We start from the raw sequence: 24919 nt of genomic DNA, 5'->3' as shown, positions 1-24919 counted from the left end.
GCCGCAATCCCCAAGGGGCACGGCCGGTCGGGCGGCGGTCTGGAAATCCCGCCCTTCAGCTTCCCGCCGGCAATCTGTCAAAGCGGGTCCAGAAAGGCAAGTAAAAAGATCAGGATTAGCGCCGGCCGGCGAATTGTCGCAACCCCGGCCCCGGCGAGAACCGGAACCGGGCGCCGGGGCCGCGGGTTCGGGGGGCGTGGCAATGCGGAAAGGACCAGGACATGAACGGCCAGGACGAGCCGGCAGCAAGCCCCGATTTCGACCTGGCCAGGGCGCGGGTCTGCGCTATCGTGAACATGGGCTCGGGGCGCGAGGCGGGCGACGACATCGCGGGCAAGCTGCGCGCGGCCTTGCAGGGCCGGGTGGCCGAGCTTCGGTTCCGCGGCACCGGCAAGGGTGCCGACCTGCCCGCCATGGCGCGCGAGGCGGTGGCCGAGGGGTTCGACCTGATCGTCGCCGCCGGCGGCGACGGCACCCAGGCGGCCGTGGCCGGCGCGGTTGCCGGCACCCCGGCGGCGATGGCGGTGATCCCCGGCGGCACCTTCAACTATTTCGCCCGCGACCTCGGCTCGGGCGAGACGGTCGAGGCGGCGCTGGCGATCTTCGACGCCCCCCGCATCCGCCGCGTCCATGTCGGCGAGATGAACGGCATGATCTTCCTGAACAATGTCAGCTTCGGCGCCTATCCCGAGATCCTGCGGCGCCGCGAAAGCATCTATCGGCGCTGGGGCCGGTCGCGGCTGGCGGCCTATTGGTCGGCGGTGGCGGCGCTGTGGACGCTGCGCCGCCCGCTGCGCCTAACCGTGCGCGCGAACGGCGAAGAGCGGCGCTTCACCACCGCCCTGGCCTTCGTGGCGAAAAGCGCCTACCAGCTCGACACCTTCGGGCTGGAAGGGGCCGATTGCGTGCGCCAGGGCCAGATGGCGCTGCTGCTGGCGCGGGCGAAGCGGCCGGGGCCGCTGGTGCGCTCGGCGCTGCGGCTGGCCCTGGGCAAGACGGCGCGCTATGCCGATTTCGACCTGATCTGCGCCGATGAATTCGAGCTGGAGACCGTGCCGCGCCATGAATATGTCGCCCATGACGGCGAAAAGACCTGGATGGATTCGCCCTTTCGCATCCGCGTGCGCCGGGGCGCGCTGAAGGTGCTGGTCCCGGCCGATAGCGGCGGGCGGGATGCCGGATGACGCGCATCCTGCATCTCTCGGACCTGCATTTCGGCTTGGAGCGCAAGCCGCTGGTCGAGCCGCTGATCGACCGCATCAACGCCGCCCGCGCCGATCTGGTGGTGGTGACGGGCGACCTGACCCATCGCGGCCGCTCGGCGCAATTCGCGCAGGCCGCGGCCTTCCTGCGCCGGATCGAGGCGCCGCTGCTGGCGGTGCCCGGCAACCACGACATCCCGCTCTACAAGCTGGCGGACCGGATGATGCGCCCCTGGCGCCGCTGGCGGCGCGCCATCGCCGAGAACCTCGAGCCCGTGGGCCATGTCGGCAACCTGCGGGTGCAGGGCATCAACAGCGTGGACCCGATGTCCTGGCAGCGCGGCATCGTCACGCCCGCGCAGGTGGCGCGGGTGATCGCCGGGCTGGACCCCGCCTGCATCAACATCGTCGCGCTGCACCACCCGATGCAGCAGCGCCCGCAGGTGGACAAGGCGCTGATGCAGGGCGCCGCCCCGGCGCTGGCCGGCTTTCAGGCCGAGGGCGTGCAGCTGGTCCTGACCGGCCACCTGCACCTGTGGTCGATCGGCGCCTTCCTGGGCGAACGGGGGCGGCCGATCCTGCAAGTCCAGGCCGGCACCGCGCTGTGCGACCGGCCCGGCGACCGGCAGAACGAATTCGCCGTGCTGGAGTTCGCCGGCCCCGACCTGCTGGTCGAGCGCCACGTCGCGCCCATGACCGAGCCCGGCTTCCGACCGCCCGAACAGCTGCGCTTCACCCGCCGCGAGGGGCTCTGGCGCCCGGCCTGATCTTCTTCGTTGCATGAATACCCTGGGGGAGCGCCTCCCGGACCCCATCGAGGGGTCCGGGAGGCGCGGGGGCAAAGCCCCCGGCCCCGGCTCAACCCTTGGGCTCGACGCGGAAGACGGTGCCCCAGGGATCGCGCAACGCCGCCGCTTCCAGCGCCCGCAGCCGGTCGGGATCGGCGGCCAGCACCACCTCGGCCAGCCCGGCCGAACCGGGGCTGCGCAACCCCGCGCCGCGGCTGTTCCAGACATTGCCCGCCAGATGGTGATGATAGCCGCCGGTGGCAAAGAAGCTCGCGCCGAAGCGATGCGCCATCCGCTCCATGCCCAGGCGGTTCATGCAGAAATCCTCGGCCGCGGCCACGTCGCCCACCTGCAGGTGGACATGGCCCACCACGCTTCCCTCCGGCGCGCCGGTCCAGGCGCCCGCATCCGCCGCCAGCAGGTCCGCCATGTCCAGCGCCAGCGCGTCCATCCGCACCTCGGCCCCGTCATGCTGCCAGGCGCTGCGGGGACGGTCGGCATAGACCTCGATGCCGTTGCCCTCGGGGTCGCGCAGATAGAGCGCCTCGCTAACCAGGTGGTCCGAGGCCCCGTCGAGCCCGATCCCGCGCCCGGCGACAAAGCGCAGCCAGCGTCCCAGCGCCGCGCGGTCGGGCAGAAGGAAGGCGGTATGGAAGAGCCCCGCCTCTTGCGGGCGCGGGCGGGCGGCCCGGTCGCGGCGCAGCTCCAGCAGCGGCTTGTCGCCCGCGCCCAGCACCAGCTCTTCGCCGCTGCCGGAAATCCGCTCCAGCCCGATCACCGAGCGGTAGAAATCCCCGACCCGGTCGAGGTCGTTGACGATCAGGGCCACCCGGCCGATCTGGATGGGGGCGTCACTCGTGGCCATCATGCTCTCCTTATATCCTGTTGCGCCCAAGATAGGGGCGATGCGCATGGCACGAAATGGCGCCAATCGGGGAATACTGCCGCCGCAACGGCGACAATGGCCACGGATTGCCTTCGCCCGCGCCCCGGCGCATGATGCGGGGCCCTTTCGCCAGCCGGAACCCGATGAAGCCCCGCACCACCAAGACCCAGCCCGCCAAGACCCGATCCGCCCCGACCCCGCCCCGGCCGCAGCCTGACGCCGCGCCGCTGGCCGCCGATCCGGCGCGGATGGAGATCTTCCTGGTCGCCACCCCCGGCCTTGAAGAACCGCTGGCGGCGGAAGCCCGCGCGCTCGGCTGGGACGCGCAGGCCCAGCCCGGCGGCGTCACGTTCACCGGCGGCTGGGCGGATGTCTGGCGGGCGAACCTGGAAATCCGCGGCGCGACCCGCGTCCTCGCGCGCATCGGCGCCTTTCGCGCCCTGCATCCGGCGCAGCTCGACAAGCGCGCGCGCCGCTTTCCCTGGGCCGACTGGTTGCGCCCGGACGTGCCCATCCGCATCGAGGCCAGCAGCCGCAAGTCCCGCATCTATCACGCCGGCGCCATCACCCAGCGCATCGAGGCCGCGATCCGCGACAGCCTGGGCGCCCCCGTGGCCGAGGACGCGCCGGTCACGCTGAAGATCCGCATCGAGGACGACCTTTGCACCATCAGCCTGGACACATCGGGCGAATCGCTGCACCGGCGCGGCCACAAGCAGGCGGTGGGCAAGGCGCCGATGCGCGAGACCATGGCGGCGATGTTCCTGCGCCAATGCGGCTTCGACGGGGCCGAGCCGGTGCTGGACCCGATGTGCGGCTCGGGCACCTTCGTCATCGAGGCGGCCGAGATCGCGGCGGGCCTCAGCCCCGGACGGATGCGGCCTTTCGCCTTCGAACGGCTGCCAAGCTTCGACGCGCAGGCATGGCAGGCGATGCGCAACGCCCCTGCCCCGCCCGCGCCGGCCGAGCCCCGCTACCACGGCAGCGACCGCGACCCCGGCGCGATCCGCATGAGCCGCGAAAACGCCGCCCGCGCCGGGCTGGACGGCTGGACCAGCTTCGAAAACCGCGCCATCGGCGATCTCCTCCGCCCCGAAGGCCCGCCGGGCCTGGTCATGGTCAACCCGCCCTATGGCGCGCGCATCGGCAACAAGGGTCCGCTTTTCGGCCTGCACGCGACGCTGGGCGAGGTGCTGCGCGAACGCTTCCGCGGCTGGCGCGTCGGCCTTGTCACCAGCGAGGCGCCGTTGGCCCGCGCCACCGGCCTGCCCTTTCGCGAACCGGGCCCCTACGTCGCCCATGGCGGGCTGAAGATCCGGCTGTGGCAGACCGGGCCGCTGTAACGGGAACCCAGGCCGCCGCCGCGCATTGATACGGTTGGTCGCAGGGACGGGTTCCCGGCGGATGATATGCTGTCCCGGAACCGCGCAGGAGAATCGCATGGATATTCGTTTCGACAACCAGATCGCCCTTGTCACCGGCGCCGGTTCGGGGCTGGGCGAGGCGATCGCGCTGGAACTGGCCGCCTCGGGCGCCACGGTGGTGGCGGCCGACCTGCACGAAGCGACGGCCCGCGCCACCGCCGAGCGGATCGTCGCCGCGGGCGGCCGGGCCGAGGCCGTGGCGGCCGACGTCTCGGACCCCGAGCAGGTGCGCAAGGCCGTCGAGGTCGCCAAGGGGCTGGGCGGGCTGCACCTGCTGGTGAACAATGCCGGCATCGGCGGCCCCAGCGCGCCGGTCGGGGAATACCCGCTGGACGGTTGGCAAAAGGTGATCGACGTCAACCTGAACGCGGTCTTCTATGGCATGCGCTACGGCATCCCGGCCATGCTGGAATCGGGCGGCGGGGCGATCGTGAACATGGCCTCGATCCTCGGCTCGGTCGGGTTCAACGGGGCCGGGGCCTATGTCTCGGCCAAGCATGCCGTGGTGGGCATGACCAAGAACGCGGCGCTGGAATATGCGGCGCAGGGCATCCGGGTGAACTCGGTCGGCCCGGCCTTCATCGACACGCCGCTGCTCGACCAGCTGGACCCGGAGGTCAAGCAGGCGCTGGTCGCCCGCCATCCCGTCGGCCGGCTGGGCCGGGCGGACGAGGTGGCGGGGCTTGTCCTGTTCCTGCTTTCGGAGCGCGCCAGCTTCATCACCGGCAGCTATCACCTGGTGGACGGCGGCTATACGGCGCTCTGACGCGCCTCAGCCCTTGCCGTCCTCAGTCCTTGCCGTGCCGCACCGTGGCCTTGCGCCCCGGCCAGCGCGGCAGGGCGGGGATGTCCAGCACATCCCCCGGCGCGACGGCCGAGGCGAGCCAGGCCAGGTCGCGCCGCGCCATGGCGATGCAGCCTGCGGTCGGAAACCCCGGCCGGCGCCATTGATGCAGGAAGATCGCGGACCCCGCGCCCGGCCGGGCATCGGGCCAGTTCCAATCCGTCACCAGCACGATGTCGTAAAGCGGATCGGGGCGCCGCATCGCCTCGTGGCTGGGGCCGAAGGGCGCGCGCACCGGATGGTTATAGGCCGGATGGTCTGATGCATCGCACCACAGGTCGCCCGGCAGGATCGGCCGCGCCCAGGCCGCCGGCCGCGTCACCCGGTCGGGACGATAGAGCAGCCCGACGATGCGGTGCCGGCCCACGGGCGTCGCGCCGTCGCCTTCGCGCTTGTCGGTGCGGATGCCGCCGCGCCCGACCGCGCAGGGAATGACCCGCGACCCCGCCCGCAGCCCCATGGGCGTCAGCAGCAACCTCACAGCAGATGGCCCGATTTCGCGGCCTTCACGTCCAGATAGCCGGTATTGTGGCGGTTGCGCGGCGTGATCAGCGGCACGCGCTCGGCCACGCGGATGCCGTGGCCCTCCAGCATGGCGACCTTTTTCGGATTGTTGGTCATCAGCCTCACCGCGCCGAAGCCCATCTTCTTCAGGATGCCGGCGCCGATGCGGAAATCGCGCTCGTCATCCTCGAACCCCAGGCGGTGATTGGCCTCGACCGTGTCGAAACCCTGGTTCTGCAGGGCATAGGCGCGCATCTTGTTGGCCAGGCCGATGCCGCGCCCCTCCTGGTTCAGGTAAAGCAGCACCCCCTCGCCCGCCTGGCCCATGGCGGCCAGGGCGGCATGCAGCTGCGGCCCGCAATCGCATTTCAGGCTGCCAAGCACGTCGCCGGTGAAGCAGGCCGAATGCAGCCGCGCCAGCACCGGCGCCGCGCGCGAGGGGGCGCCGATCTCGACAGCGTAATGCTCGGCCTCGCCGGTGTCGGGGCGGAAGATGTGCAGCTTGGAATTCTCGGCCGCCAGCAGCGGCAGGCGCGCGGCGGCGACGGGGGCCATCGCGGCCTCGGTCGCCATCTGCGCCAGCGCGGGACCGGGCGACAGCCGCGTCAGCCCCTCGGCCGGCCCGGCCGCCGGAACCACCAGAACGGCGGGCAGAAGCTGCGCCGATTTCGCCAGCGCGATGCCGGCGCGATGGGCGTCCACATCGCCGCCGCGCGGGCTGCGGAAGGGGCCCTTCATCGGCGTCATCAGGTCGCCCGCCGGATCGGCCACCGCGCGCAGCCAGGCCAGATCGGCATCGCCCGGCACCTCGATCCGCGCCAGGTCGCCGTCATAGACCCGGACCTTCAGCGTCTCGGCGCGCGGGCCGGTGATGGCCAGCACGGCCGGGCCAAGCGCGCGCATCGCCTCCAGCCGGGGGGCGGCCAGCGTCTCGGCCGCCGCGACAAGCTGGTCGCCGATCACCACGGGCAGGCCGATGCGCAGATCGGCGCGGGCGCGCGACAGGGTCTCGGTCAGGGTCGGGATCAGGGTCATCGGGCCAGCATGGTTGAAACAATCTGAAACATAGGGCGGATTTCCGACAACTCCATGTGAGAATTGCTGCAAACCGCTGGACGCCTGCCGCGCCGCGCCACAGTTTTCCGCCATAACGCCAAAGGAGGCAAGAATGGCCGGACTGAAAAAGATCCTGCTGGTCGATGACGAGGATGACCTGCGCGAGGCGCTGGCCGAGCAATTGGTCGCCACCGAGGATTTCGAGGTGTTCGAGGCGGGCTCGGGCCATGAGGCGGTCGAAAGGACCAAGGGCGCGATCTTCGACCTCGTGGTGCTGGACGTGGGCCTGCCCGATACCGACGGGCGCGAGCTGTGCAAGCGGCTGCGCAAGCAGGGGGTGAAATGCCCCATCGTCATGCTGACCGGCCACGACACCGATGCCGACACCATCCTGGGCCTGGATTCGGGGGCGAACGACTATATCACCAAGCCGTTCAAGTTCCCGGTGCTGCTGGCGCGGCTGCGCGCGCAGCTGCGCACGCATGAGCAGTCCGAGGACGCGATCTTCCAGCTTGGCCCCTATACGTTCAAGCCGGCGATGAAGATGCTGATCGACCAGAAGGACCGCAAGATCCGGCTGACGGAAAAGGAAACCAACATCCTGAAATTCCTGTATCGCGCCCAGGACGGGGTGGTGCCGCGCGACGTGCTCTTGCACGAGGTCTGGGGCTACAATGCCGGCGTGACCACGCATACGCTGGAAACCCATATCTACCGCCTGCGCCAGAAGATCGAGCCCGACCCCTCGAACGCGCGCCTGCTGGTCACGGAATCGGGCGGCTATCGCCTGGTCGCCTGATCCGCGCCGATCGGCGGAACCCGCACGCGGCTTGCGGGTTCTGCTTGCGAAGCCCGGTGGTCGGAGGATGCGGCCACATGATGACCCGGTCCCGGCCCAGCCCGGCGGCCGGGTTTTCCATGGGCGCCGTCCCGCGGGGGCGCTTCGCCCCCCGCACCCCCAGAGGATATTTTTCCACGAAAGAAGCAGCCTCTCGGTGCTGTTCTTCTGTGTCCAAATATCCCACGGGGGTCCGGGGGTGTGAAACCCCCGGCCCGGCAGCGATGGACAAGCCGGGCCTTGCCCCCTAGGGTCGCGCCCGGAATAAGGAGCCTGCCCGTGTTCACCATCGCCACCTGGAACATCAACTCGGTCCGCCTGCGCGAGGGCCTCGTCGCCCGCCTGCTGGCCGAGGAAGCCCCGGACATCCTGTGCCTGCAGGAGACCAAGAGCCCGGTCGAGAAGATCCCGCTGGAGGCGTTCCGGGCACTGGGCTACCACCATTTCGTCGCGCGCGGACAGAAGGGCTACAACGGCGTCGCCATCCTGTCGAAGCTGCCGATCGAGGATGCGGGCGACCGCGACTATGCCGGGCTCGGCCATGCCCGCCATGTCGCCGCGCGGCTGGAAAACGGCGTCACCATCCACAATTTCTATGTCCCGGCGGGCGGCGACATTCCCGACCGCGAGCAGAACGTCAAGTTCGGCCAGAAGCTGGATTTCCTGACCGAGATGCGCGACGTCTTCCATGCCGACCGGCCTGCGCGCTCGATCATGGTGGGCGACCTGAACATCGCCCCGCGCGAGGACGACGTCTGGAACCACAAGGCGCTGCTGAAGATCGTCAGCCACACCCCCGTCGAGGTCGAGCACCTGGGCGCGGCGCAGGATGCCGGCAAATGGGTGGACATCACCCGCAAGGACATCCCGCAGGGCCTGCTCTACAGCTGGTGGAGCTATCGCGCGCGCGACTGGGACGCGGCCGACAAGGGCCGGCGGCTGGACCATATCTGGGCCACGCCCGACATCGCCAATGCCGGCCACGACAGCCGCATCCTGCGGCCCCTGCGCGGCTGGCAGCAGCCCAGCGACCACGTCCCGGTGCTGGCCAGCTTCGATCTCTGACCCCTCCGCTGCGGCGCATCGCCGCAGGGGCGCGCGGGGCGCGGCCAATCTTGCATCGCGCCGATCGCTGCGCCATCTAGGAGGCGACCCTTTCGCATGAGGATACCCGATGCTCGAGCTTGGCTCCGCCCCCAAAGATGCCGCCCCTGCCGATTTCATCAAGGACGTGTCCGAGGCGACCTTCATGGCCGAGGTGGTCGAAGCCTCGATGCAGGTGCCGGTCATCGTCGATTTCTGGGCGCCCTGGTGCGGCCCCTGCAAGACGCTTGGCCCGCAGCTGGAGGCCGAGGTCGCCCGCCACAAGGGCCGCGTCCGCATGGCCAAGGTCAATGTGGACGAGAACCAGATGATCGCCGGCCAGTTGCGCGTGCAGTCGATCCCGACCGTCTATGCCTTCTTCCAGGGCCAGCCGGTCGACGGTTTCCAGGGCGCGATCCCGCAAAGCCAGATCAAGCAATTCGTCGAGAAGCTGGTGGCGCTTGGCGGCGATGACGGCGGGCTGGCCGAGGCGCTGGATGCCGCCGAGGCGATGATCGCCGAAGGCGCGGCCGAGGATGCCGCCGAGACCTTCTCGGCCATCCTGGGCGAGGAGCCCGAGAACGCCGCCGCCTGGGGCGGACTGATCCGCGCCCATCTGGCCGCCGGCCATGCCGACCGGGCCGAGGAAGCCCTGGCGCAGGTGCCCGCCGCCATCGCCAGTGCCGCGCCCGTCGAGGCGGCGCGCGCGCAGCTGCAGCTGGCGCGGCAGGCCGCGAGCGCCGGCCCCCTGGACGAGCTGCGCCAGAAGGTCGAGGCCGATCCCGCCGACCAGCAGGCGCGCTTCGACTATGCCACCGCGCTGCATGCCGCCGGCGAGGTCGAGGAGGCGATCGACCAGCTTCTGGAGGCCTTCCGCCGCGACCGCGACTGGAACGAGGGCGCGGCCAAGACGCAGCTTCTGACCATCTTCGATGCCATGAAGCCCACCGATCCGCTGGCGCAGAAGGGGCGCCGCCGCCTGTCCTCGCTGATCTTCGCCTGACATGGCGCGCGGCATCGACCTGCCCGAGACCGTCCCGCTGTTCCCGCTGCCGGGCGCGGTGCTGATGCCCCGCACCCGCCTGCCTCTGCAGATCTTCGAGCCGCGCTACCTGCAGATGGTCGAGGACGTGCTGAAGACCCCCTCGCGGCTGATCGGCATGATCCAGCCGGCCGAGGGCGGGCTCGATTCGCTGGCCTCGGTCGGCTGCGCGGGCCGGATCGTGGCCTTTTCCGAGTTGGATGACGGCCGGCTGATGATCTCGCTTCGGGCGCGTTCGCGGTTTCGGCTGAACGAGGTGCGGCCCGGCTTCACCCCCTATCTGCGCGGCCAGGTCGACTGGTCGGGCTATGAGGGCGACCTGGCCCTCCAGCCCGAGGAAGACCCGCGCTTCGACCGCAAGGGCTTCATGGCGCGGCTGGGCCGCTACATGGAGCAGCGCGGCCTGTCCACCGACTGGGATGCCGCCGAGGCTTCGGAGGCGGAGACGCTGGTCAATTCGCTGTCCATGCTGCTGCCCTTTGCCCCCGAGGAAAAGCAGGCCCTGCTGGAGGCGCCGGTGCTTGCCGGCCGCCGCGAACTGCTGGAGGGGCTGCTGGAATACGCCCTGCATGGCGGCGACAACGAGGAGACGATCCAGTGACCGACAACACCGCCGAACGCGGCTACGACCGCCACATGCTCGAGGCGCTGGTCTGCCCGGTGACGCATACGACGCTGCGTTATGACGCGCAGGCGCAGGAGCTGGTCTCGGAAGCGGCCGGGCTGGCCTTTCCGATCCGGGGCGGCATCCCGATCATGCTGCTGAACGAGGCGCGCCAGATCCGCGCCTGAGGGAAAGCCCGCGCGGCCGGCTGGCTGCATGTCCCCTGGGCCTCGCAACCGTGGATCGGGCCGGGCCTCGGCCTCCCTCCCTCGCGCCCGGCGAAGGCCGCGTGGCCTTGCGGGGCCAAGGCCCGGCGGGAAGCCAGGGGAACCGGCCCCGCGCACCCTTGCCCATGCGCTGCGGCCGCGGCGTCGGTCGCCGCCTGGCCAAGGCCCGGCCGGAAGCCTGCGCAACCGGCCTCTTGCCCGTCGGCGCGGCCGGCCCTGACCGGATCGTGGGGGCCCGGCCTTGCCCTTGCCGCGAATCGGACGCATGGCTGGCGGGACGAAAGGAATCGCGCATGAGCGAATGGACCAAGGGCTTCTGGGCGATGATCGCGGTCTGCGTGACCTGGGGCCTGTCGCCGATCTATTATCGCGCGCTGGCCGGCGTGCCCACCGTCGAGGTGCTGGCGCATCGCACCATCTGGTCGCTGGCGCTGTTCCTGGCCATCCTGGGCGTCCAGGGCCGGTTGGGCCAGCTGCGCGCCGCCCTGAGCGGCCGCCAGCTGGGGCGGATCGCCTTTGCGGCGCTGACCGTCTCGACCAACTGGGGCATGTTCATCTGGGCGGTGCAGTCCGGCCACGTCGTGCAAAGCTCGCTTGGCTATTACATCTTTCCCCTGGCCGCGGTGGTGATGGGGGTGCTGCTCTTCGGCGAAAGCCTGACCCGCGTGCAGGCGCTGGCGGTCCTGCTGGCGGCGCTGGCGGTGGCGCTGCTGACCTGGGGCCTGGGCGTCGCCCCCTGGATCAGCCTGGGGCTGGCGCTGACCTTCGTCCTCTACGGCGCGGTCAAGAAGGCGCTGCCGCTGGGGCCGGTGCTTTCCGTCGCGGCCGAGGTCGCGCTGCTGGCGCCGCTGGCGCTTGGCTGGCTGGTCGCCCAGTCGCTGGGCGCGATGCCCGCGCCTCTGGCCGAGCCGCTGGGCTTCGGCGCGAATCTGCCGGACACGCTGCTGCTGGTCGCCTCGGGCGCGGTGACGGCGGTGCCGCTGATCCTGTTCAGCTATGCCGCGCGGCGGGTGGGCATGGCCACGCTGGGGCTGATGTTCTACCTGAACCCGACGCTGCAATTCCTGTGCGCCGTGCTGCTTTTCGGCGAGCCCTTCACCGGCTGGCACATGATCGCCTTTGCGATGATCTGGGCGGCGCTGGCGATCTATTCCGCCTCGGCCCTGCGCCAGTCCCGGCACGCCCCGCCATTGGCAAACGGGTGAAACCGCGTATAGAACAGCGCGAAAGAACATCCGGGGGCGACATGGCCAATCAGAACGACAGCTTCATCGACGAGGTCACCGAGGATCTGCGCCGCGACCGGCTGTTCGCGCTGTTCCGCCGCTATGGCTGGATCGCGCTCCTGGTGATCCTGGGCATCGTCGGCGGCGCCGCCTGGCGGGAATATTCCGGCAGCCAGGCCGAAAGCCGGGCCGAGGCCTGGGGCGACGCCGTCCTGGCCGCGCGCCAGGGCCAGGATCCGATCGCCGCGCTTTCCGCCGTCGATCCCGCCGGCTCGGCCGGCCGCAAGCTGCTGGCCGAGATGCTGGCCGCCGGCGCAGAGGCCGAGGCCGGCCTGCCGCAGAAGGCCGCCGAGCGGCTGAAGGCCGCGGCCGAGGGGCTGCGCAACGATGCGGTGCTGCGCGATCTTGCGCTGCTCAAGGCGGTGATGGTGGCGGGCCCTGCGATGGATGCGGCCGAACGCGACCGGCTGCTGGCGGATCTCTCCAAGCCCGGCGCGCCCTTCGAGCTTCTGGCGCTGGAGCAGAAGGCGGTGGCGCTGATCGGCGCCGGCCGCACCGAGGATGCGGTGATGCTGATCGGCCAGATCCAGCAAAAGGACGGGCTGTCCGAGCCCTTGCGCCGCCGCCTGTCCGAGATGATGATCACCCTGGGGGTCGAGCCCGAGCCCGCCGAAGGCCCCGTGCCCCAGACCATGCCGGCCCCCGCCGCGAACTGATGGCCGGTCCCGCCGGCAAACCGAACCAACGCGCCCGCGGCCGAAACCCGATGTCACCCCGGCCCGGATAAAGGAGAAAGCGATGACGAGGCTGTCCCTGATCGCCGCTCTGGCTGGCCTGACCGCCCTTTCGGCCTGCGCCGAGCGCGACACCATCCTGCCCGGCGAACGGCTGGACCCGCGCGCCGTGCTGTCCCCCGACAGCCCCGCGACCGAGGGCGCGCAGGCGCCGACCACCGCCGCCCTGTCGCTGCCGCCGGTGCGCGCCAATGCCGACTGGCCGCAGCGCGCCGGCAATGCCGCCCATGCGCCGGGCAATGCCGCGCTTGGCGCCGGCACGCAGCGGATCTGGGCCGCGCCCATCGGCGCGGCCTCGGACAAGCGCCACCGCATCACCGCCGACCCGGTGGTCGCGGGCGGGCTGGTCTTTGCGCTGGACAGCCAATCCACCGTCACCGCCACCACCACCGGCGGCGGCCGGGTCTGGAGCGTGGACCTGCGCCCGGCCGGCGAAAGCGACCGCAGCGTCTCGGGCGGCGGGCTGGCCTTCGAGGGCAACCGCGTCTTCGCCTCGACCGGCTATGGCGAGCTGGTGGCGCTGGATGCCCGCACCGGCGGCGTCGCCTGGCGGCAGAAGGTCGGCTCGACCATCGGCGGCGCGCCCACGGTCGCGAATGGCGTGGTCTATGTGATGGACCGCGAACAGACCGGCTGGGCGGTGCGCGCCAATGACGGCAAGGTGCTGTGGCGCAGCTTCGGCAACAAGGACATGGCCGGGGTGATGGGCGCCCCCTCGCCCGCGGTCTCCGGCGGCACGGTGGTCTTTCCGTCGAACACCGGCGCGCTGGCGGGCGTCGACGCCGGCGACGGCAGCCAGCTTTGGGTCGCCAATGTCGGCGGCACCCGGCTGGGCCGCGCGGTCAGCTATTTCCGCGACATGACCGGCGACCCGGTCATCCTGGGCAATACGCTTTATGCCGGCACCAGCGCCGGCGGCGTCGGCGCCTATGACCTGACCACCGGCACGATGAAATGGCACGCGCGCGAGGGCGCGGCCAGCCCGGTGCTGGCCGCCGGCAACTCGGTCTTCCTGGTCAACGACCAGGCGCAGCTGATCCGGCTGGACGCGGCCAACGGCGGCCGGGTCTGGGCGCAGAAGCTGCCCTATTTCACCGAACAGGTCATCCGCAAGCAGGACCGGGTCTGGAACCATTACGGCCCGGTGCTGGCCGGTTCCAAGCTTTACCTTGCCTCGTCGGACGGCTATCTGCGCGTCTTCGATCCCGCCTCGGGCGCGCTGATCGGCACCGCCCAGATCCCCGGCGGCGGCGCGGCAGGCCCGGCCGTCGCGGGCCAGACCCTTTACGTCGTCACCCATGACGGCCAGTTGATCGCATACAGATGAGCTTTACCCTCGCCATTGTCGGGCGCCCCAATGTCGGCAAGTCCACGCTGTTCAACCGCCTTGTCGGCAAGCGCCTGGCATTGGTCGACGACCAGCCCGGCGTGACCCGCGACCTGCGCGAGGGCGCGGGACGGCTGGGCGACCTGCGCTTCATCGTGGTCGATTCGGCCGGGCTGGAGATCGCCGAGGACGACAGCCTGCAAGGCCGCATGCGCCGCCTGACCGAACGCGCGGTGGACGAGGCCGATGTCTGCCTGTTCGTGATCGACGCCCGCGTCGGCGTGACCGCGGCCGACGAATATTTCGCCGACATCCTGCGCAAGCGCGCGAAGCACGTCATCCTGGCCGCCAACAAGGCCGAGGGCCGTGCCGGCGAGGCGGGCGCGATGGAGGCCTATGCGCTTGGCCTGGGCGAGCCCCTGCGCATCTCGGCCGAGCATGGCGAGGGCATGGACGACCTCTACCGCGCGCTCTTGCCCCTGGCCGAGCAGTTCGAGGCGCAGAACGTCCAGCAGGCGCCGGAAACGGATGTCGCCGTCGAGGATGGCGACGAGGACGAGGACTGGCGCCCCAGCCCGCAGAAGCCCTTGCAGATCGCGGTGATCGGCCGGCCGAATGCCGGCAAGTCGACGCTCATCAACAAGATCCTGGGCGAGGACCGGCTGCTGACCGGCCCCGAGGCCGGCATCACCCGCGATTCGATCAGCGTCAGCACGAATTTCATGGGCACGCCGGTCCGCATCTTCGACACCGCCGGCATGCGCAAGAAGGCGCGCGTGACCGACAAGGTGGAAAAGCTTTCCGTCGCCGACGGCCTGCGCGCCGTGCGCTTTGCCGAGGTGGTGGTGGTGCTTCTGGACGTCGGCATCCCCTTCGAGCAGCAAGACCTGCGCATCGCCGATTTCGCCGAGACCGAGGGCCGCGCCGTGGTCGTCGCCGCCAACAAATGGGATCTGGAAGAGGACAAGCCCGAAAAGCTCAAGGAACTGCGCGAGGCCTTCGAGCGGCTCTTGCCGCAGCTGAAGGGCGCGCCCCTGGTCACGGTCTCGGCCCGCACCGGCAAGGGGCTGGACCGGCTGCACAACGCCATCCTGAAGGCGCATGAGGTCTGGAACCGCCGCATCCCCACCGCCCGGCTGAACCAGTGGCTTTCCGCCATGACCGAGGCGCATCCGCCGCCCGCGCCCGGCGGCCGCCGCATCCGCCTGCGCTATATCACCCAGGTCAAGACCCGGCCGCCGGCCTTCGTGGTCATGGCGACCCATACCGACAAGCTGCCCGACAGCTACCAGCGCTATCTCGTCAACGGGCTGCGGGCCGATTTCGACATGCCGGGCACGCCGATCCGGCTGACCTTCCGCGACCAGGGGACCAAGAACCCCTACAAGGACAAGGCCAGCAAGATCAGCCAGTCCGGCGCGCTCTCCAAGCACAGGCAGCGGCAAAAGCCCAAGGGCAGCTAGGCGGGCGGCCGCCGCCTAGGTCAACACCCGCACCAGCGCCACGGCAATGATGGCGATGGCGATGACGGTCATGGTGGCAATGGCCGCGGCGCTGGTGACGGTGGCCGCGGCGATGCCGATCAGCCCCCAGATCAGCGCCACGCTGAAGCCGATCCGCCGTCCCAGCCGCAACTGCACGCTGACGGCGGCGACCGAGCCGATCAGCAGCGCGACCACGGCCGCCACCTCCTGCGGCACGCCCAGCCGGTCGCGCAGCAGCCCGGCAAAGACGGCAAAGCTGACCAGCAGCCCCCAGCCCGCCACGAAGCCCAGCGCCGAGCTGCGCTGCACCAGGCTGCCGACCCGGACCCCCCGCAGCGCCGCCGCCAGGAAGCCCGCCAGCATGGCCGCCGACAGCAGGAAGGCGGCGACGGGATGGCTGCGCAGCAGCCAGGGCCAGACCGCGCCCGCCAGCAGCCCGACGATCAGCGGCGCATGTTCGGCCAGGCTGTCGTCATGGCGATGCAGCCGCAGCAGGTGGCCGGCGGTCGGCGGGCCCAGGCTTTGCGGCGGCAGCTCGCTTCCCTCTTCGGGCGCCGCCGCCTGCGCCAGGCGCATCCGCCGCAGCTCAAGCCAGCGCCGCCCGGCGTGATAGGCCAGCGCCAGCCAGGTCATGCCCAGCAACCCGGCCATGCCGGGGCCCCGAGGCTGCAGGAACAGCGCCGACAGATCGACCGAAGGGGCGGGAAAATCGCCCAGGCCCTGCCAGGGCGACAGGCCGTAGCCCCCATCCGCCAAGGCCGGCATCGGCGGGCCGGGCTGGACCGCATGCAGCAGCGTGCTGGCAATGAAGACCAGCACTGCCAGGATCAGCAACAGGGCGCCCGCGCGAGACATGGGCAGGAAACGCCGCCCGCTCGCGGCGGGTTTCGCGCGATCTATCTTTTGTTAATTCACGCCAGCACGCCGTCCGCGCCCAGCCGCGTCCGGCCGCCCAGATAGGGGTGCAGCGCCTCGGGCAGCAGGACCGAGCCGTCCGCCTGCTGGCCGTTCTCCAGCACCGCGATCAGCGTGCGCCCCACCGCCAGGCCCGAGCCGTTCAGCGTATGGACGAACTCGGGCTTGCCGCCGCCGGCCGGGCGATAGCGCGCATTCATCCGCCGCGCCTGGAAATCGCCGCAATAGCTGACCGAGGAAATCTCGCGATACCGGCCCTGCCCCGGCAGCCAGACTTCCAGGTCATGGGTGATGCGGGCGCCGAAGCCCATGTCGCCGCCGCACAGCACGATGGTGCGATAGGGCAGGCCCAGCCGCTCCAGCACCGTCTCGGCACAGCGGGTCATGCGGGCATGTTCCGCCACCCCCGATTCCGCATCGGTGATCGAGACCATCTCGACCTTCTCGAACTGGTGCTGGCGCAGCATTCCCGCGGTGTCGCGCCCGGCACTGCCGGCCTCGGACCGGAAGCACTGGCTATGCGCCACCAGGCGCCGCGGCAGGCTGGCATGATCGACCAGGTCGCCGTTCACGGTATTGGTCAGCGTGACCTCGGATGTCGGGATCAGCCACCAGCCCTCGCGGGTCTGATAGCTGTCCTCGCCGAATTTCGGCAATTGCCCGGTGCCCTCCATCATCTCGGACAGGACCAGCACCGGCGCCCAGGTCTCTTCCAGCCCATGCTCGGCGACATGCAGGTCCAGCATGAACTGCGCCAGCGCGCGATGGATGCGGGCGACGCCGCCCTTCAGCACCACGAAACGCGCGCCCGAAAGCTTGGCGGCGGTCTCGAAATCCATGCCGGGGCGGGCACCCGCGATCTCGAAATGCTCGCGCGGGGCAAAGTCGAAGGCACGCGGCTCGCCCCAGCGCCGGATCTCGACATTGTCATCCTCGTCCTGGCCCGCCGGCACGCTCTCCAGGGGCAGGTTCGGAACGGCCAGCAACAACTCGCGCAGTTTCGCGTCCAGCCCCGCGGCCTCGGCCTGCAGCCGGGCGGTCTCGTCCTTCTTGGCGCTCACCAGGGCGCGCAGCCGCTGGAACTCGGCATCATCGCCGCGGCCCTTGGCGGCGCCGGCCTCCTTGCTGGCCCGGTTCTGCTCGGCCTGCGCGGTCTCGGCGGCGGCGATGCGGGACCGGCGGTCGGCATCCAGCGACAGGATCTCGGGCGAAACCGGGGCCATGTTGCGCAAGCCAAGCGCAGCGTCGAAGGCGGCGGGGTTTTCGCGGATGGCGCGGATGTCGTGCATGGCCCATTCCTCTGGCAGGTTACGCGGCCCCGGATAACCCAAAGCGGCGCAAGGCGAAAGCCTCAGCCCGCCCCCTCAACCCGCCGCAGCCAGCATGTCGCGCAAGACCCCGAAGAACCGCTCCCGCCCCGGATAGCCCTCGACGCGCACCTGCTCGACCCCGCCTTGCAGCAGGATGAAGGTGGGCGTCAGCCAGGGCCGCCGCGCCAGCACCAGCCCGTCGGGCCAGGGCCCGTCCCGGTCGACCATCAGCAGCGGCGCCGCCCGCCCCTCGGGATGCCGCGCATAGACCGGAGCGATCTCGCGATCCCATTGCGCGCAATAGACGCAGCCCCGGCGCCGCACCATCAGCAACTGCAACCCGGCCGCCGCCGCCACCGGCCCCGCCGCCATCGCCGCCGCCATCCCGGCCAGAATCGCCCGCCGTGTCAGCATGACCCGCTCCGTTTCCCGCGCCAGACCTACCCCACGCACCCTTCCACCACAACGGCCCGGCGTTTACATGTCTTCCGTGTGGAAATATCCACGGGGGTGCGGGGGCAGTCGGCCCCCGCGTCGCAAGGATGCAGCCGGGATGGGCATGGACGAACTGACCGAACCCCTGACGCAGGGCAATCGCCGCGCGCTGTCCCGCGCGATCACGCTGATCGAAAGCACCCGCCCCGACCACCGCGCCCGCGCCGTCGCGCTGCTGGCCGCGCTGCCCGAGCGGCAGGCCCTGCGCATCGGCCTGTCGGGCACGCCGGGGGTCGGCAAGTCCACCTTCATCGAGGCCTTCGGCAAGATGCTGACCGCGCAGGGCCTCAAGGTCGCGGTCCTGGCCGTCGACCCCAGCTCGGCGCGCTCGGGCGGCTCGATCCTGGGCGACAAGACCCGGATGGAAACGCTCTCGCGCGACCCGAACGCCTTCATCCGCCCCTCGCCCTCGCGCGCGGAGCTCGGCGGCGTCGCCCGGCGCACCCGCGAAACCGTGCGGCTCTGCGAGGCGGCCGGCTTCGACGTGGTGCTGATCGAGACGGTGGGCGTCGGGCAAAGCGAAACCCTGGTGGCCGAGATGTCGGACCTGTTCATCCTGCTGCTCGCCCCCGCCGGCGGCGACGAGCTGCAGGGCGTCAAGCGCGGCATCATGGAGATCGCCGACATCATCCTGGTCAACAAGGCCGACGGCGATCTGCGCGAGACCGCGATGCGCACGGTGGCCGATTACGCCGGCGCGCTGCGGCTCTTGCGCAAGCGCCCCTACGACCCCGAGGGGTTCCCCAAGGCGCTGCCGGTTTCCGCCTATACCGGCGAGGGGCTGGAAAAGGCCTGGGCCAACATGACCTGGCTGGCCGACTGGCGGCGCGAGCACGGGCATTTCGACGCCCGCCGGGCCGAGCAGGCGCGGCACTGGTTCCTGTCCGAGCTGCGCGCCGGGCTCCTGGCGCGGCTCGACCGGCCCGAGGTGCGCGCCCGGCTGCGCGAGATGGGCGACGCGGTGGCGCGGGGCGAAAGCGACCCCGATTCGGCGGCGGCGCAGATTCTGGACTGGCTGGCCGCGCCCGAGGCCGGATCGTCCCGCCCCCGGTCGCTGCAGGGCGCATGAGCGCCGCGCTGGAAGACGCGCAGGATTTCCGCCAGGCCCTGCCGGCACTGCTGGGCCAGGCCCCGGCGCCGGATGCCCGGCTGCTGGCGGGCTGGATCGATACGCCCCTGGGCGGCATGGTCGCCCTGGCCGACGACGCGCACCTGCACCTGCTGGAATTTGCCGACCCCGCCCGGCTCGGGGCGGGGCTGCGCCGGGCGGCACGGCGCGCGAGGGCCGCGATCGGCTGCGGCCGCACCGCCGTCACCGACCGCGCCCAGGCGCAGCTTTCGGCCTATTTCTCGGGCCGTTGCGCCGGGTTCGAGCTGCCGCTGGCGCTGTCCGGCACCCCTTTCCAGAACCGGGTCTGGCAGGATCTGCAACAGATCCCCGCAGGCCGGACCATCAGCTATGCCGAGCTGGCGCGGCGCATCGGCCGGCCCACGGCCATCCGCGCCGTGGCGCGGGCCAACGGCGCCAACCCCTTCGCGGTGGTGATTCCCTGCCACCGGGTGATCGGCTCGGACGGCGCCCTGACCGGCTATGGCGGCGGGCTGTGGCGCAAGCAGGCGCTGATCGCGCATGAATCCACGCATTTCGCCGCATGAAGCGCCGCGGCGGCAGCGGACGGCCCGGCGAAAACGCTTGACGCGCCCCCCGTCTCGCTTTATTCCGCGCAAACGGATTTCCGGGCGCTGCCACGCGGCGCCCTTTCATATTGCGGGCAGCCGCCCGTGCAGGATCGAATCGAAGGAACAAGATCATGTCGCGCGTTTGCGAACTGACCGGCAAGGGCCCGATGAGCGGCAACAACGTCTCCCACGCCAACAACAAGACCCGCCGCCGGTTTCTGCCCAACCTGAACGAAGTCTCGCTGCTGTCGGAAAAGCTGGGCCGCAGCTACCAGCTGCGCATCTCGGCCGCGGCCCTGCGCTCGGTCGATCACCGCGGCGGCCTGGACGCCTTCCTGGCGAAGGCCAAGGACGCGGAACTGTCCGACCGCGCGCTGAAGATCAAGCGCGAACTGGCGAAAGCCTGATCCCCTTCGACCGTGGCGCCGATTCGGGGCCGGTCCCATGCGATGCGCCCTGCCGGCAACGGCGGGGCCTTTGCATATGCCCCGGCCCGGCATCGGAACGCGCCACAGCCGCCCCGTCGCGGATGGGCGGCATCGTCCCGCACGATGTCCCGCGCGGTCCCCAGGGTCGGCGGGCACATCCTGTCCGGCCCTGTCCCGCCCGGCATCGACGGCGGCCGGGGCATGAAACGGCAAGCAGGCTTTTCCAGACGAGGCCGCGATGGGTGATCCGGTTCGGGAACACAAGATCGGCTCCCTGACCGTCTTTTCCAATCATCCCGTCCTCGATCAGTTCGCCCGCGACATGCTGGCCGGCATCCGGGCGGAAAACCTTCCCGCCGCCCGGATCAACATCTATGTCGGCATCCATCGGAAATTCGGCCCCGCCCTGTTCCGCAGGGGGCTGCGGCTCGGCATCCAGACCGAACATTACTTCGACGAAGACGGCCGTGCGATGTGGAGAAAGCCTCGCCCACGGCGGTTGCTGAAACAACTGCTGTTCTATCACCTCATCCTGGACCTCAGCCCCGCCAACGCCCCCTATTACCGATGGCTTCCCGGCTTTCTGCGGCGCCGGGTGCTGTTCGGCCCGCATGTCTTTCCCTGCCGGCCGGTGCCCTATCGGGCCGGGCAACGCCCGCCGGTGTTCTTCGGCGCCCTCAACGACCGCAGGGCCAAGATCCTGGCCCGGCTGCCCAAGGATCATTGCCACGTGCTGTCCGAGACCTATGGCGCAGACCTGCACAAGGCCGTCTGCGACAGCCGCGGCGTGGTCAACATCCATTTCGCCGATGGCATCTATACCGAATATCCGCGGCTGCTGTCCTCGTATCTCGCCGGCAAGCCCGTCCTGTCCGAAAAGCTCGGCACGGAGCTGGTGGAGGGGCGGGATTACGGCACGCTGGGTCAGGACCACAGCGATCAGCAGCTCCGCGCGATCTTTTCGTCCTTCTGCGGCGGTTTCGCCGCCCGCCACCGGCTGACGGATTTCCTGCGCCGCATCGCCGGGCCATAGCCCCTCGCACAGGCGGGCCAGGCCGCGAAAGCCGGTGAACTCGGGCCCCGGCCATGCTATCATCGCCGCAGCCGGGGCGGAGGGCTGGGCATGATCGGCGAGGATGTTCGCGGCGGCGTGGTGATCGGCATGCTGCTGGGCCTGGAAAAGGGGCGGCCGCTGGTGGTCTTTCCCGGCAATCCCTCGGCCCAGGCGGTCCCGGCGCGCAGCCTGGTGCGTTTCGATCCGGGCGACATCGGCATCGAGCTTGCCATCCTGTTCGAGGATGGCGACGCGGCCCGGCCGCTGGTGATCGGCCGCATCGTCTCGGCCATGCCCGCCGGGCCGGTGGCGGTGGCCGATGGCGAGCCCTTGCGCATCACCGCCCGGCAACGGATCGAATTGCGCTGCGGCAAGGCCTCGATCGTGATGGAGGCGGACGGCCATATCACCATCCGCGGCACCTATCTGGTCAGCCACGCCTCGGCGGCGAACCGCATCCGGGGCGGCTCGATCAACCTGAACTGATGTATCCGCCCGCCCCCGCCCTGCCCGAGATCCTGCGCCAGCACGCCGAGCAGGCGGCCTTCCTGTGGACGCTCTACGACCGGGCGATGCTTTTCCCCGAGGAAAACCCCGAGATGGACGCCCTGCGCATCGCCCGCCTGCTGGAGCGGCTGGAGGCGCATCTGGACGGGCTGCGCCTGGCCGGCGCCGAGGGGCTGCGCATGGCCGAGGCGCGCATGGCCGAATATCCCGAACCGGGCGAGTTGTTCGTGCTGCGCATGCTGCAACCCGGCGCCGAGGGGCTGCGGGTGGCCGCGCTGGACCTGGACAAGGTCAGGGCCTATCTGGCCGGCCGGCTGGGTCAGCCGCCATAATCCGCCATGTCGAGCCGGCGCAGGAAGATATTGCCGTCATAGCCCATCTCGAACCCCTCCCAGTTCTCGCCGTCGAAGATGAAGATTTCCTTCCAACCCGAGATCACCAGCTTTTCGGCCGAGGCGTGCATGTAGAAGGCATAGCGCAGCTCTCGGAACGGCACGATGCTGTCGCCCTCCTGTATGTTCAGCCCCCAGTTGGCGTCGCTCCAATAGCGGCGGCCCTTGAAGCTGCGAATGCCGAAAAAGTCGCGCGCCGGCGCGGCAAGCTCGACCAGTTCGTCATCGCGAAGCGCAAGCGCAAGCCCGTCGGGACCACCGATGTGGATATGCCCCGAATCGGCCACCTCCAGGGCGGTGAAGTCGCGCTGATCAGGCATCTCGATGGCCTCCCATTGGCGGTCACGCAGGCGCAGAAGCGTGCCGGCGTTGCCGCAAGCATGGATCAACTCGGGATGCGGCCCGTGGATGTCCCGCAGAGCACGATCCGTCAAGGGCGGCACTTCCTGCCAACCCTCGCGGTCGCGCAGGTAGCAGACGCCACCATCGCCCACCACATATTGCGGGCCGCCATCGATATGGAAGATCCGCCGCAGGACGCCGTTGGGCAGGAAGGTCATCCCATCGCCTTCGGGCGTAAGGTCATACATCCGCCCGCCCAGCCGAAGCACCAGATGGCGGTCGTCGCCAAGGCTGGCATGCGACATGATGGTATTCTCGACCTGCTGACGGATCGAGAAGGTCAGGGTTTCGCCGCAATCGACCTCAAGCAGGAACGAGCGCGCGAATTCGCTGTTCTGGTCGCTCAACTCAAAGCTGGCGGAATAGCGGGTGCCCCCCAGATGGAACCCTTCGATCGCCTCGATATGCACCTCTTCGGGGGAAAGTTCGTCGAACGGATATTCGGATTCCACGGCCAGCCTCCTGGTTCAATAGACCTTCGTCGTGTCTCTCAGCGTCGTGCCGCGCATTTCCGCATGGGTGGGCGGGCGCGATTTGCCGTCTTCGCCCTCGACCTCTTCGGCAACCGACTGCAAATAGACCAGCAGAATAAGCTCCAGACATTCCAGAGCTTGCTCTTTCTTCTCCTCCGACGCCTTCTTGAGCCTTGGATCGTGCTCTCCATAGGCTTTTTTCGTCTCGTCGATCGCCTCGCCCAGTGTCGGATTCGGCTTCTTCTCAAGAAAGTCGCGCATGGCGGTGGTCTTGAGATTATGCGGCGTTCCCTTCTTGGGGCCGTCCTTGCCGGCGGGTGTCGAATGATCGGTCCTGTGCCAGGACTGCATGCAGACGCAAGGCGCGCCCTTGGTCGAATAGTTCTTCCAGGGCTTGTAGTTCCTGCCATCCTTGCGCTTCGTCTGCATCATCTGGTTTTCGAAATAATGCTCGGATTCATTGGGATTCTCGCAAGGGGACTTGCCGTGCTCGTGCAATTGCATCCCGAGTTCGTTCAGCAGCGTCACGCAATCGGCAAAAGCCTGGTTCGCCGCGCAGATCTCGGGGAAAGGCGGCGTCTGCCCGCCGGGCGAGGCATGGTTGTGCGTGGCAAGGTCGGAAAAGCGGATCACCGGCTCGCCGTCGAATTTCACGTCGTTCGACCACGAGGTGAAGTATTTCTTGCCGGTGTTCTTCGAGGTGATGATGCCCTTTTTCGCCGCGCAACCCGCCTCGGTCCCCGAGGTGCGGCTGACGTCGGACTTGTTCTTGATGTTCACCGTCTTGCCGCAGATGAACACCGTCCCGGTGCCGTTTTCCGTGTCCGAGGCCATGCCGAAGCTGGGATAGGGCACCGGCACGCCCGGCGGCGTCGCCGGGTTCTCGGGCGGGGTGAAGCAGGTGTCGGGAAAGGCGGCGATGGTCTGGGCGTTGACCGCCTTGCCGCTGATCTCCAGCCCGTTGGCGAAAACCCCGCTCATCGCGCCGCCCCCGTGGCAAAGCGATCCTCGGCCGAGACGCGCCGGGCGGCGCCGCGCGCCTCGTGCAGCACCGCCGCCCCGCAGGCGCCGTCGTCGCCCGAGGCATCGACCAGCACCGGCGAGCCCGGCGCATAGCCCCTGCGCACGGCCGCCAGCGCCATGCCCAGCATGGCGGGCACCACGGCCGCGCCGATATTGCCCAGGCTCTCGGCCGGGCTCCACAGGTCCTGGAAGGCCGAGCGGCCGCGTTCCAGCCGCAAGGTCATCAGCGCCGCCTGGCGGAAGAAATGCTGCTCGCCCGGCAGGTCCGAGATGCGGTATTCGACATGGGCAAGGTCGGTCTCGGCCTCGGCCAGGGCGGCGCGATAGGCCGCGGCCATGCCGTCGCCGCGCAGGGGCAGGTCCGCGCCCCCCTCGCCCCGGCCGTTGCCCAGGAAGGCCACCTCGCGCGCCAGGCCCAGCCCGGTCAGCCGCAGGGCGCCGCCCGGCCCCAGCAGCACCGCCGCCGCCGCCTCGCCGGGGATGAAGCCGTCGGCGTTGCCGTCCTGGAGCAGCCGCTCCAGCCCCGCGTAATGCGCCAGCGCCGGCCCGGTCAGGTAGCTGTCGAGCCCCAGCAGGATCACCCGCCCCGCCTGCCCCGCCGCGATCATGCGCCGCGCCCGCTCCAGCCCGACGAAGCCCGAGGGCCGGCCATGCGCCACCACATGCGCCCGCCGCTCGGGCAGGCCAAGGATCTGCGACAGCATCCGCAGCAGCGCCGAGGGATCGGGCACCGGGCGGCCGGGGCGGCCCTCCTCGGCCAGGCACAGGATCAGCGCGGCCTCGGCCGCGGCGGGTTCCTGGCGCAAGATGTCGGCCAAGGCGCCGGCGGCCAGATGCGCCATGCGCCGCTGGCCGATCCAGTTGCGTGGCAGCGGCACCGGCGCGCCGATACGCCAGCCGCCGGGGGCGGT

The 24919-nt window shown here is 70.2% G+C and carries 28 protein-coding genes; 19 read left to right on the top strand and 9 right to left on the bottom strand.

Features of this window, described 5'->3' with window-relative positions; translation table 11 throughout:
- Positions 1-221 precede the first annotated feature (221 nt).
- Together IT40_RS15500 and IT40_RS15495 are read left to right on the top strand one after the other, a co-directional pair.
- A complete protein-coding gene (locus IT40_RS15500; RefSeq protein WP_036757045.1) occupies positions 222-1184 on the top strand; it encodes a diacylglycerol/lipid kinase family protein in 963 nt (320 codons plus the stop codon).
- A complete protein-coding gene (locus tag IT40_RS15495; RefSeq protein WP_036757042.1) occupies positions 1181-1969 on the top strand; it encodes a metallophosphoesterase family protein in 789 nt (262 codons plus the stop codon). The genes IT40_RS15500 and IT40_RS15495 overlap by 4 nt, the downstream gene beginning before the upstream one ends.
- Before the next feature lie 91 nt (positions 1970-2060).
- Here the strand turns inward: IT40_RS15495 and IT40_RS15490 are convergent, their stop codons facing one another.
- Positions 2061-2855, bottom strand: coding sequence for a VOC family protein (locus IT40_RS15490; protein WP_036757142.1), 795 nt, complete (start codon positions 2853-2855; stop codon positions 2061-2063).
- A 164-nt stretch (positions 2856-3019) separates the two neighbouring features.
- On the opposite strand from IT40_RS15490, the gene IT40_RS15485 reads away from it, so the two are divergent.
- Together IT40_RS15485 and IT40_RS15480 are read left to right on the top strand one after the other, a co-directional pair.
- Complete coding sequence (locus IT40_RS15485; protein WP_084197176.1) at positions 3020-4219, top strand: THUMP domain-containing class I SAM-dependent RNA methyltransferase; 1200 nt, start codon at positions 3020-3022, stop codon at positions 4217-4219.
- Between the two features lie 97 nt (positions 4220-4316).
- Positions 4317-5066: an SDR family NAD(P)-dependent oxidoreductase gene (locus tag IT40_RS15480; RefSeq protein WP_036757039.1), complete on the top strand. Its 750-nt coding sequence runs from the start codon at positions 4317-4319 to the stop codon at positions 5064-5066.
- A gap of 22 nt (positions 5067-5088) precedes the next feature.
- On the opposite strand, the gene IT40_RS15475 is transcribed toward IT40_RS15480, so the two are convergent.
- Complete coding sequence (locus tag IT40_RS15475; protein ID WP_116171089.1) at positions 5089-5604, bottom strand: L,D-transpeptidase family protein; 516 nt, start codon at positions 5602-5604, stop codon at positions 5089-5091.
- A 17-nt stretch (positions 5605-5621) separates the two neighbouring features.
- A complete protein-coding gene (ribA, locus tag IT40_RS15470) occupies positions 5622-6683 on the bottom strand; it encodes a GTP cyclohydrolase II (RefSeq protein WP_036757036.1) in 1062 nt (353 codons plus the stop codon).
- A gap of 133 nt (positions 6684-6816) precedes the next feature.
- On the opposite strand from ribA, the gene IT40_RS15465 reads away from it, so the two are divergent.
- From IT40_RS15465 to der, 9 genes are all read left to right on the top strand, one after another.
- On the top strand, positions 6817-7503 hold the full coding sequence (locus IT40_RS15465; protein ID WP_036757032.1) for a response regulator transcription factor: 687 nt from the start codon (positions 6817-6819) through the stop codon (positions 7501-7503).
- A gap of 318 nt (positions 7504-7821) precedes the next feature.
- Positions 7822-8607, top strand: a complete 786-nt coding sequence (locus IT40_RS15460) for an exodeoxyribonuclease III (protein WP_036757029.1) — start codon at positions 7822-7824, stop codon at positions 8605-8607.
- Positions 8608-8716: 109 nt separating this feature from the next.
- Positions 8717-9628, top strand: a complete 912-nt coding sequence (locus IT40_RS15455) for a thioredoxin family protein (protein ID WP_036757027.1) — start codon at positions 8717-8719, stop codon at positions 9626-9628.
- Between the two features lies 1 nt (position 9629).
- A complete protein-coding gene (locus IT40_RS15450; RefSeq protein WP_036757024.1) occupies positions 9630-10268 on the top strand; it encodes an LON peptidase substrate-binding domain-containing protein in 639 nt (212 codons plus the stop codon).
- A 35-nt stretch (positions 10269-10303) separates the two neighbouring features.
- Entirely contained in the window at positions 10304-10459 is a 156-nt protein-coding gene (locus IT40_RS15445; RefSeq protein WP_116171088.1) for a Trm112 family protein, read from the top strand.
- A 332-nt stretch (positions 10460-10791) separates the two neighbouring features.
- Complete coding sequence (gene rarD, locus IT40_RS15440; protein ID WP_036757135.1) at positions 10792-11703, top strand: EamA family transporter RarD; 912 nt, start codon at positions 10792-10794, stop codon at positions 11701-11703.
- A gap of 41 nt (positions 11704-11744) precedes the next feature.
- Entirely contained in the window at positions 11745-12440 is a 696-nt protein-coding gene (locus IT40_RS15435) for a tetratricopeptide repeat protein (RefSeq protein WP_036757017.1), read from the top strand.
- An 82-nt stretch (positions 12441-12522) separates the two neighbouring features.
- Entirely contained in the window at positions 12523-13845 is a 1323-nt protein-coding gene (locus tag IT40_RS15430; protein WP_036757013.1) for a PQQ-binding-like beta-propeller repeat protein, read from the top strand.
- Positions 13842-15308, top strand: a complete 1467-nt coding sequence (gene der, locus IT40_RS15425; protein WP_036757010.1) for a ribosome biogenesis GTPase Der — start codon at positions 13842-13844, stop codon at positions 15306-15308. Before IT40_RS15430 ends, der begins: the two co-directional genes overlap by 4 nt.
- 15 nt (positions 15309-15323) lie before the next feature.
- Here der and IT40_RS15420 read toward each other — a convergent pair whose 3' ends face one another.
- From IT40_RS15420 to IT40_RS15410, 3 genes are all read right to left on the bottom strand, one after another.
- Positions 15324-16163, bottom strand: a complete 840-nt coding sequence (locus IT40_RS15420; protein WP_243700154.1) for a hypothetical protein — start codon at positions 16161-16163, stop codon at positions 15324-15326.
- Positions 16164-16240: 77 nt separating this feature from the next.
- Positions 16241-17533, bottom strand: a complete 1293-nt coding sequence (serS, locus tag IT40_RS15415; RefSeq protein ID WP_036757004.1) for a serine--tRNA ligase — start codon at positions 17531-17533, stop codon at positions 16241-16243.
- Between the two features lie 75 nt (positions 17534-17608).
- Positions 17609-17968, bottom strand: a complete 360-nt coding sequence (locus IT40_RS15410) for a thioredoxin domain-containing protein (protein WP_036757001.1) — start codon at positions 17966-17968, stop codon at positions 17609-17611.
- Positions 17969-18107: 139 nt separating this feature from the next.
- On the opposite strand from IT40_RS15410, the gene meaB reads away from it, so the two are divergent.
- The 6 genes from meaB to IT40_RS15380 all read left to right on the top strand — a co-directional run bounded on the left by meaB (position 18108) and on the right by IT40_RS15380 (position 22050).
- Positions 18108-19118, top strand: coding sequence for a methylmalonyl Co-A mutase-associated GTPase MeaB (gene meaB / locus IT40_RS15405; RefSeq protein ID WP_052096002.1), 1011 nt, complete (start codon positions 18108-18110; stop codon positions 19116-19118).
- Positions 19115-19705: a methylated-DNA--[protein]-cysteine S-methyltransferase gene (locus tag IT40_RS15400; RefSeq protein ID WP_052096001.1), complete on the top strand. Its 591-nt coding sequence runs from the start codon at positions 19115-19117 to the stop codon at positions 19703-19705. The genes meaB and IT40_RS15400 overlap by 4 nt, the downstream gene beginning before the upstream one ends.
- A 155-nt stretch (positions 19706-19860) precedes the next feature.
- Positions 19861-20136 carry a 50S ribosomal protein L28 gene (rpmB, locus tag IT40_RS15395; RefSeq protein WP_011748713.1) on the top strand — a complete coding sequence of 92 codons (276 nt, stop codon included), beginning with the start codon at positions 19861-19863 and terminating at the stop codon, positions 20134-20136.
- A gap of 259 nt (positions 20137-20395) precedes the next feature.
- Complete coding sequence (locus tag IT40_RS15390; RefSeq protein WP_036756997.1) at positions 20396-21190, top strand: hypothetical protein; 795 nt, start codon at positions 20396-20398, stop codon at positions 21188-21190.
- Positions 21191-21280: 90 nt separating this feature from the next.
- Positions 21281-21697 (top strand): DUF6484 domain-containing protein, encoded by a 417-nt coding sequence (locus IT40_RS15385; RefSeq protein ID WP_036756994.1) that lies wholly within the window; start codon positions 21281-21283, stop codon positions 21695-21697.
- Positions 21697-22050, top strand: coding sequence for a hypothetical protein (locus IT40_RS15380; RefSeq protein WP_036756991.1), 354 nt, complete (start codon positions 21697-21699; stop codon positions 22048-22050). Before IT40_RS15385 ends, IT40_RS15380 begins: the two co-directional genes overlap by 1 nt.
- On the opposite strand, the gene IT40_RS15375 is transcribed toward IT40_RS15380, so the two are convergent.
- The 3 genes from IT40_RS15375 to IT40_RS15365 all read right to left on the bottom strand — a co-directional run.
- Positions 22038-22964, bottom strand: a complete 927-nt coding sequence (locus tag IT40_RS15375) for a beta propeller repeat protein (RefSeq protein WP_036756988.1) — start codon at positions 22962-22964, stop codon at positions 22038-22040. The genes IT40_RS15380 and IT40_RS15375 overlap by 13 nt on opposite strands.
- Positions 22965-22979: 15 nt before the next feature.
- On the bottom strand, positions 22980-23966 hold the full coding sequence (locus IT40_RS15370; protein ID WP_036756985.1) for a DUF4150 domain-containing protein: 987 nt from the start codon (positions 23964-23966) through the stop codon (positions 22980-22982).
- On the bottom strand, positions 23963-24919 hold a 957-nt coding region (locus IT40_RS15365; RefSeq protein ID WP_036756983.1), incomplete at its 5' end, for a 3-oxoacyl-ACP synthase. The genes IT40_RS15365 and IT40_RS15370, both read right to left, overlap by 4 nt.

The sequence above is a fragment of the Paracoccus versutus genome (assembly GCF_000763885.1).
Lineage (GTDB): Bacteria > Pseudomonadota > Alphaproteobacteria > Rhodobacterales > Rhodobacteraceae > Paracoccus > Paracoccus versutus.
This window is presented reverse-complemented; position numbering and strand designations above follow the sequence as displayed.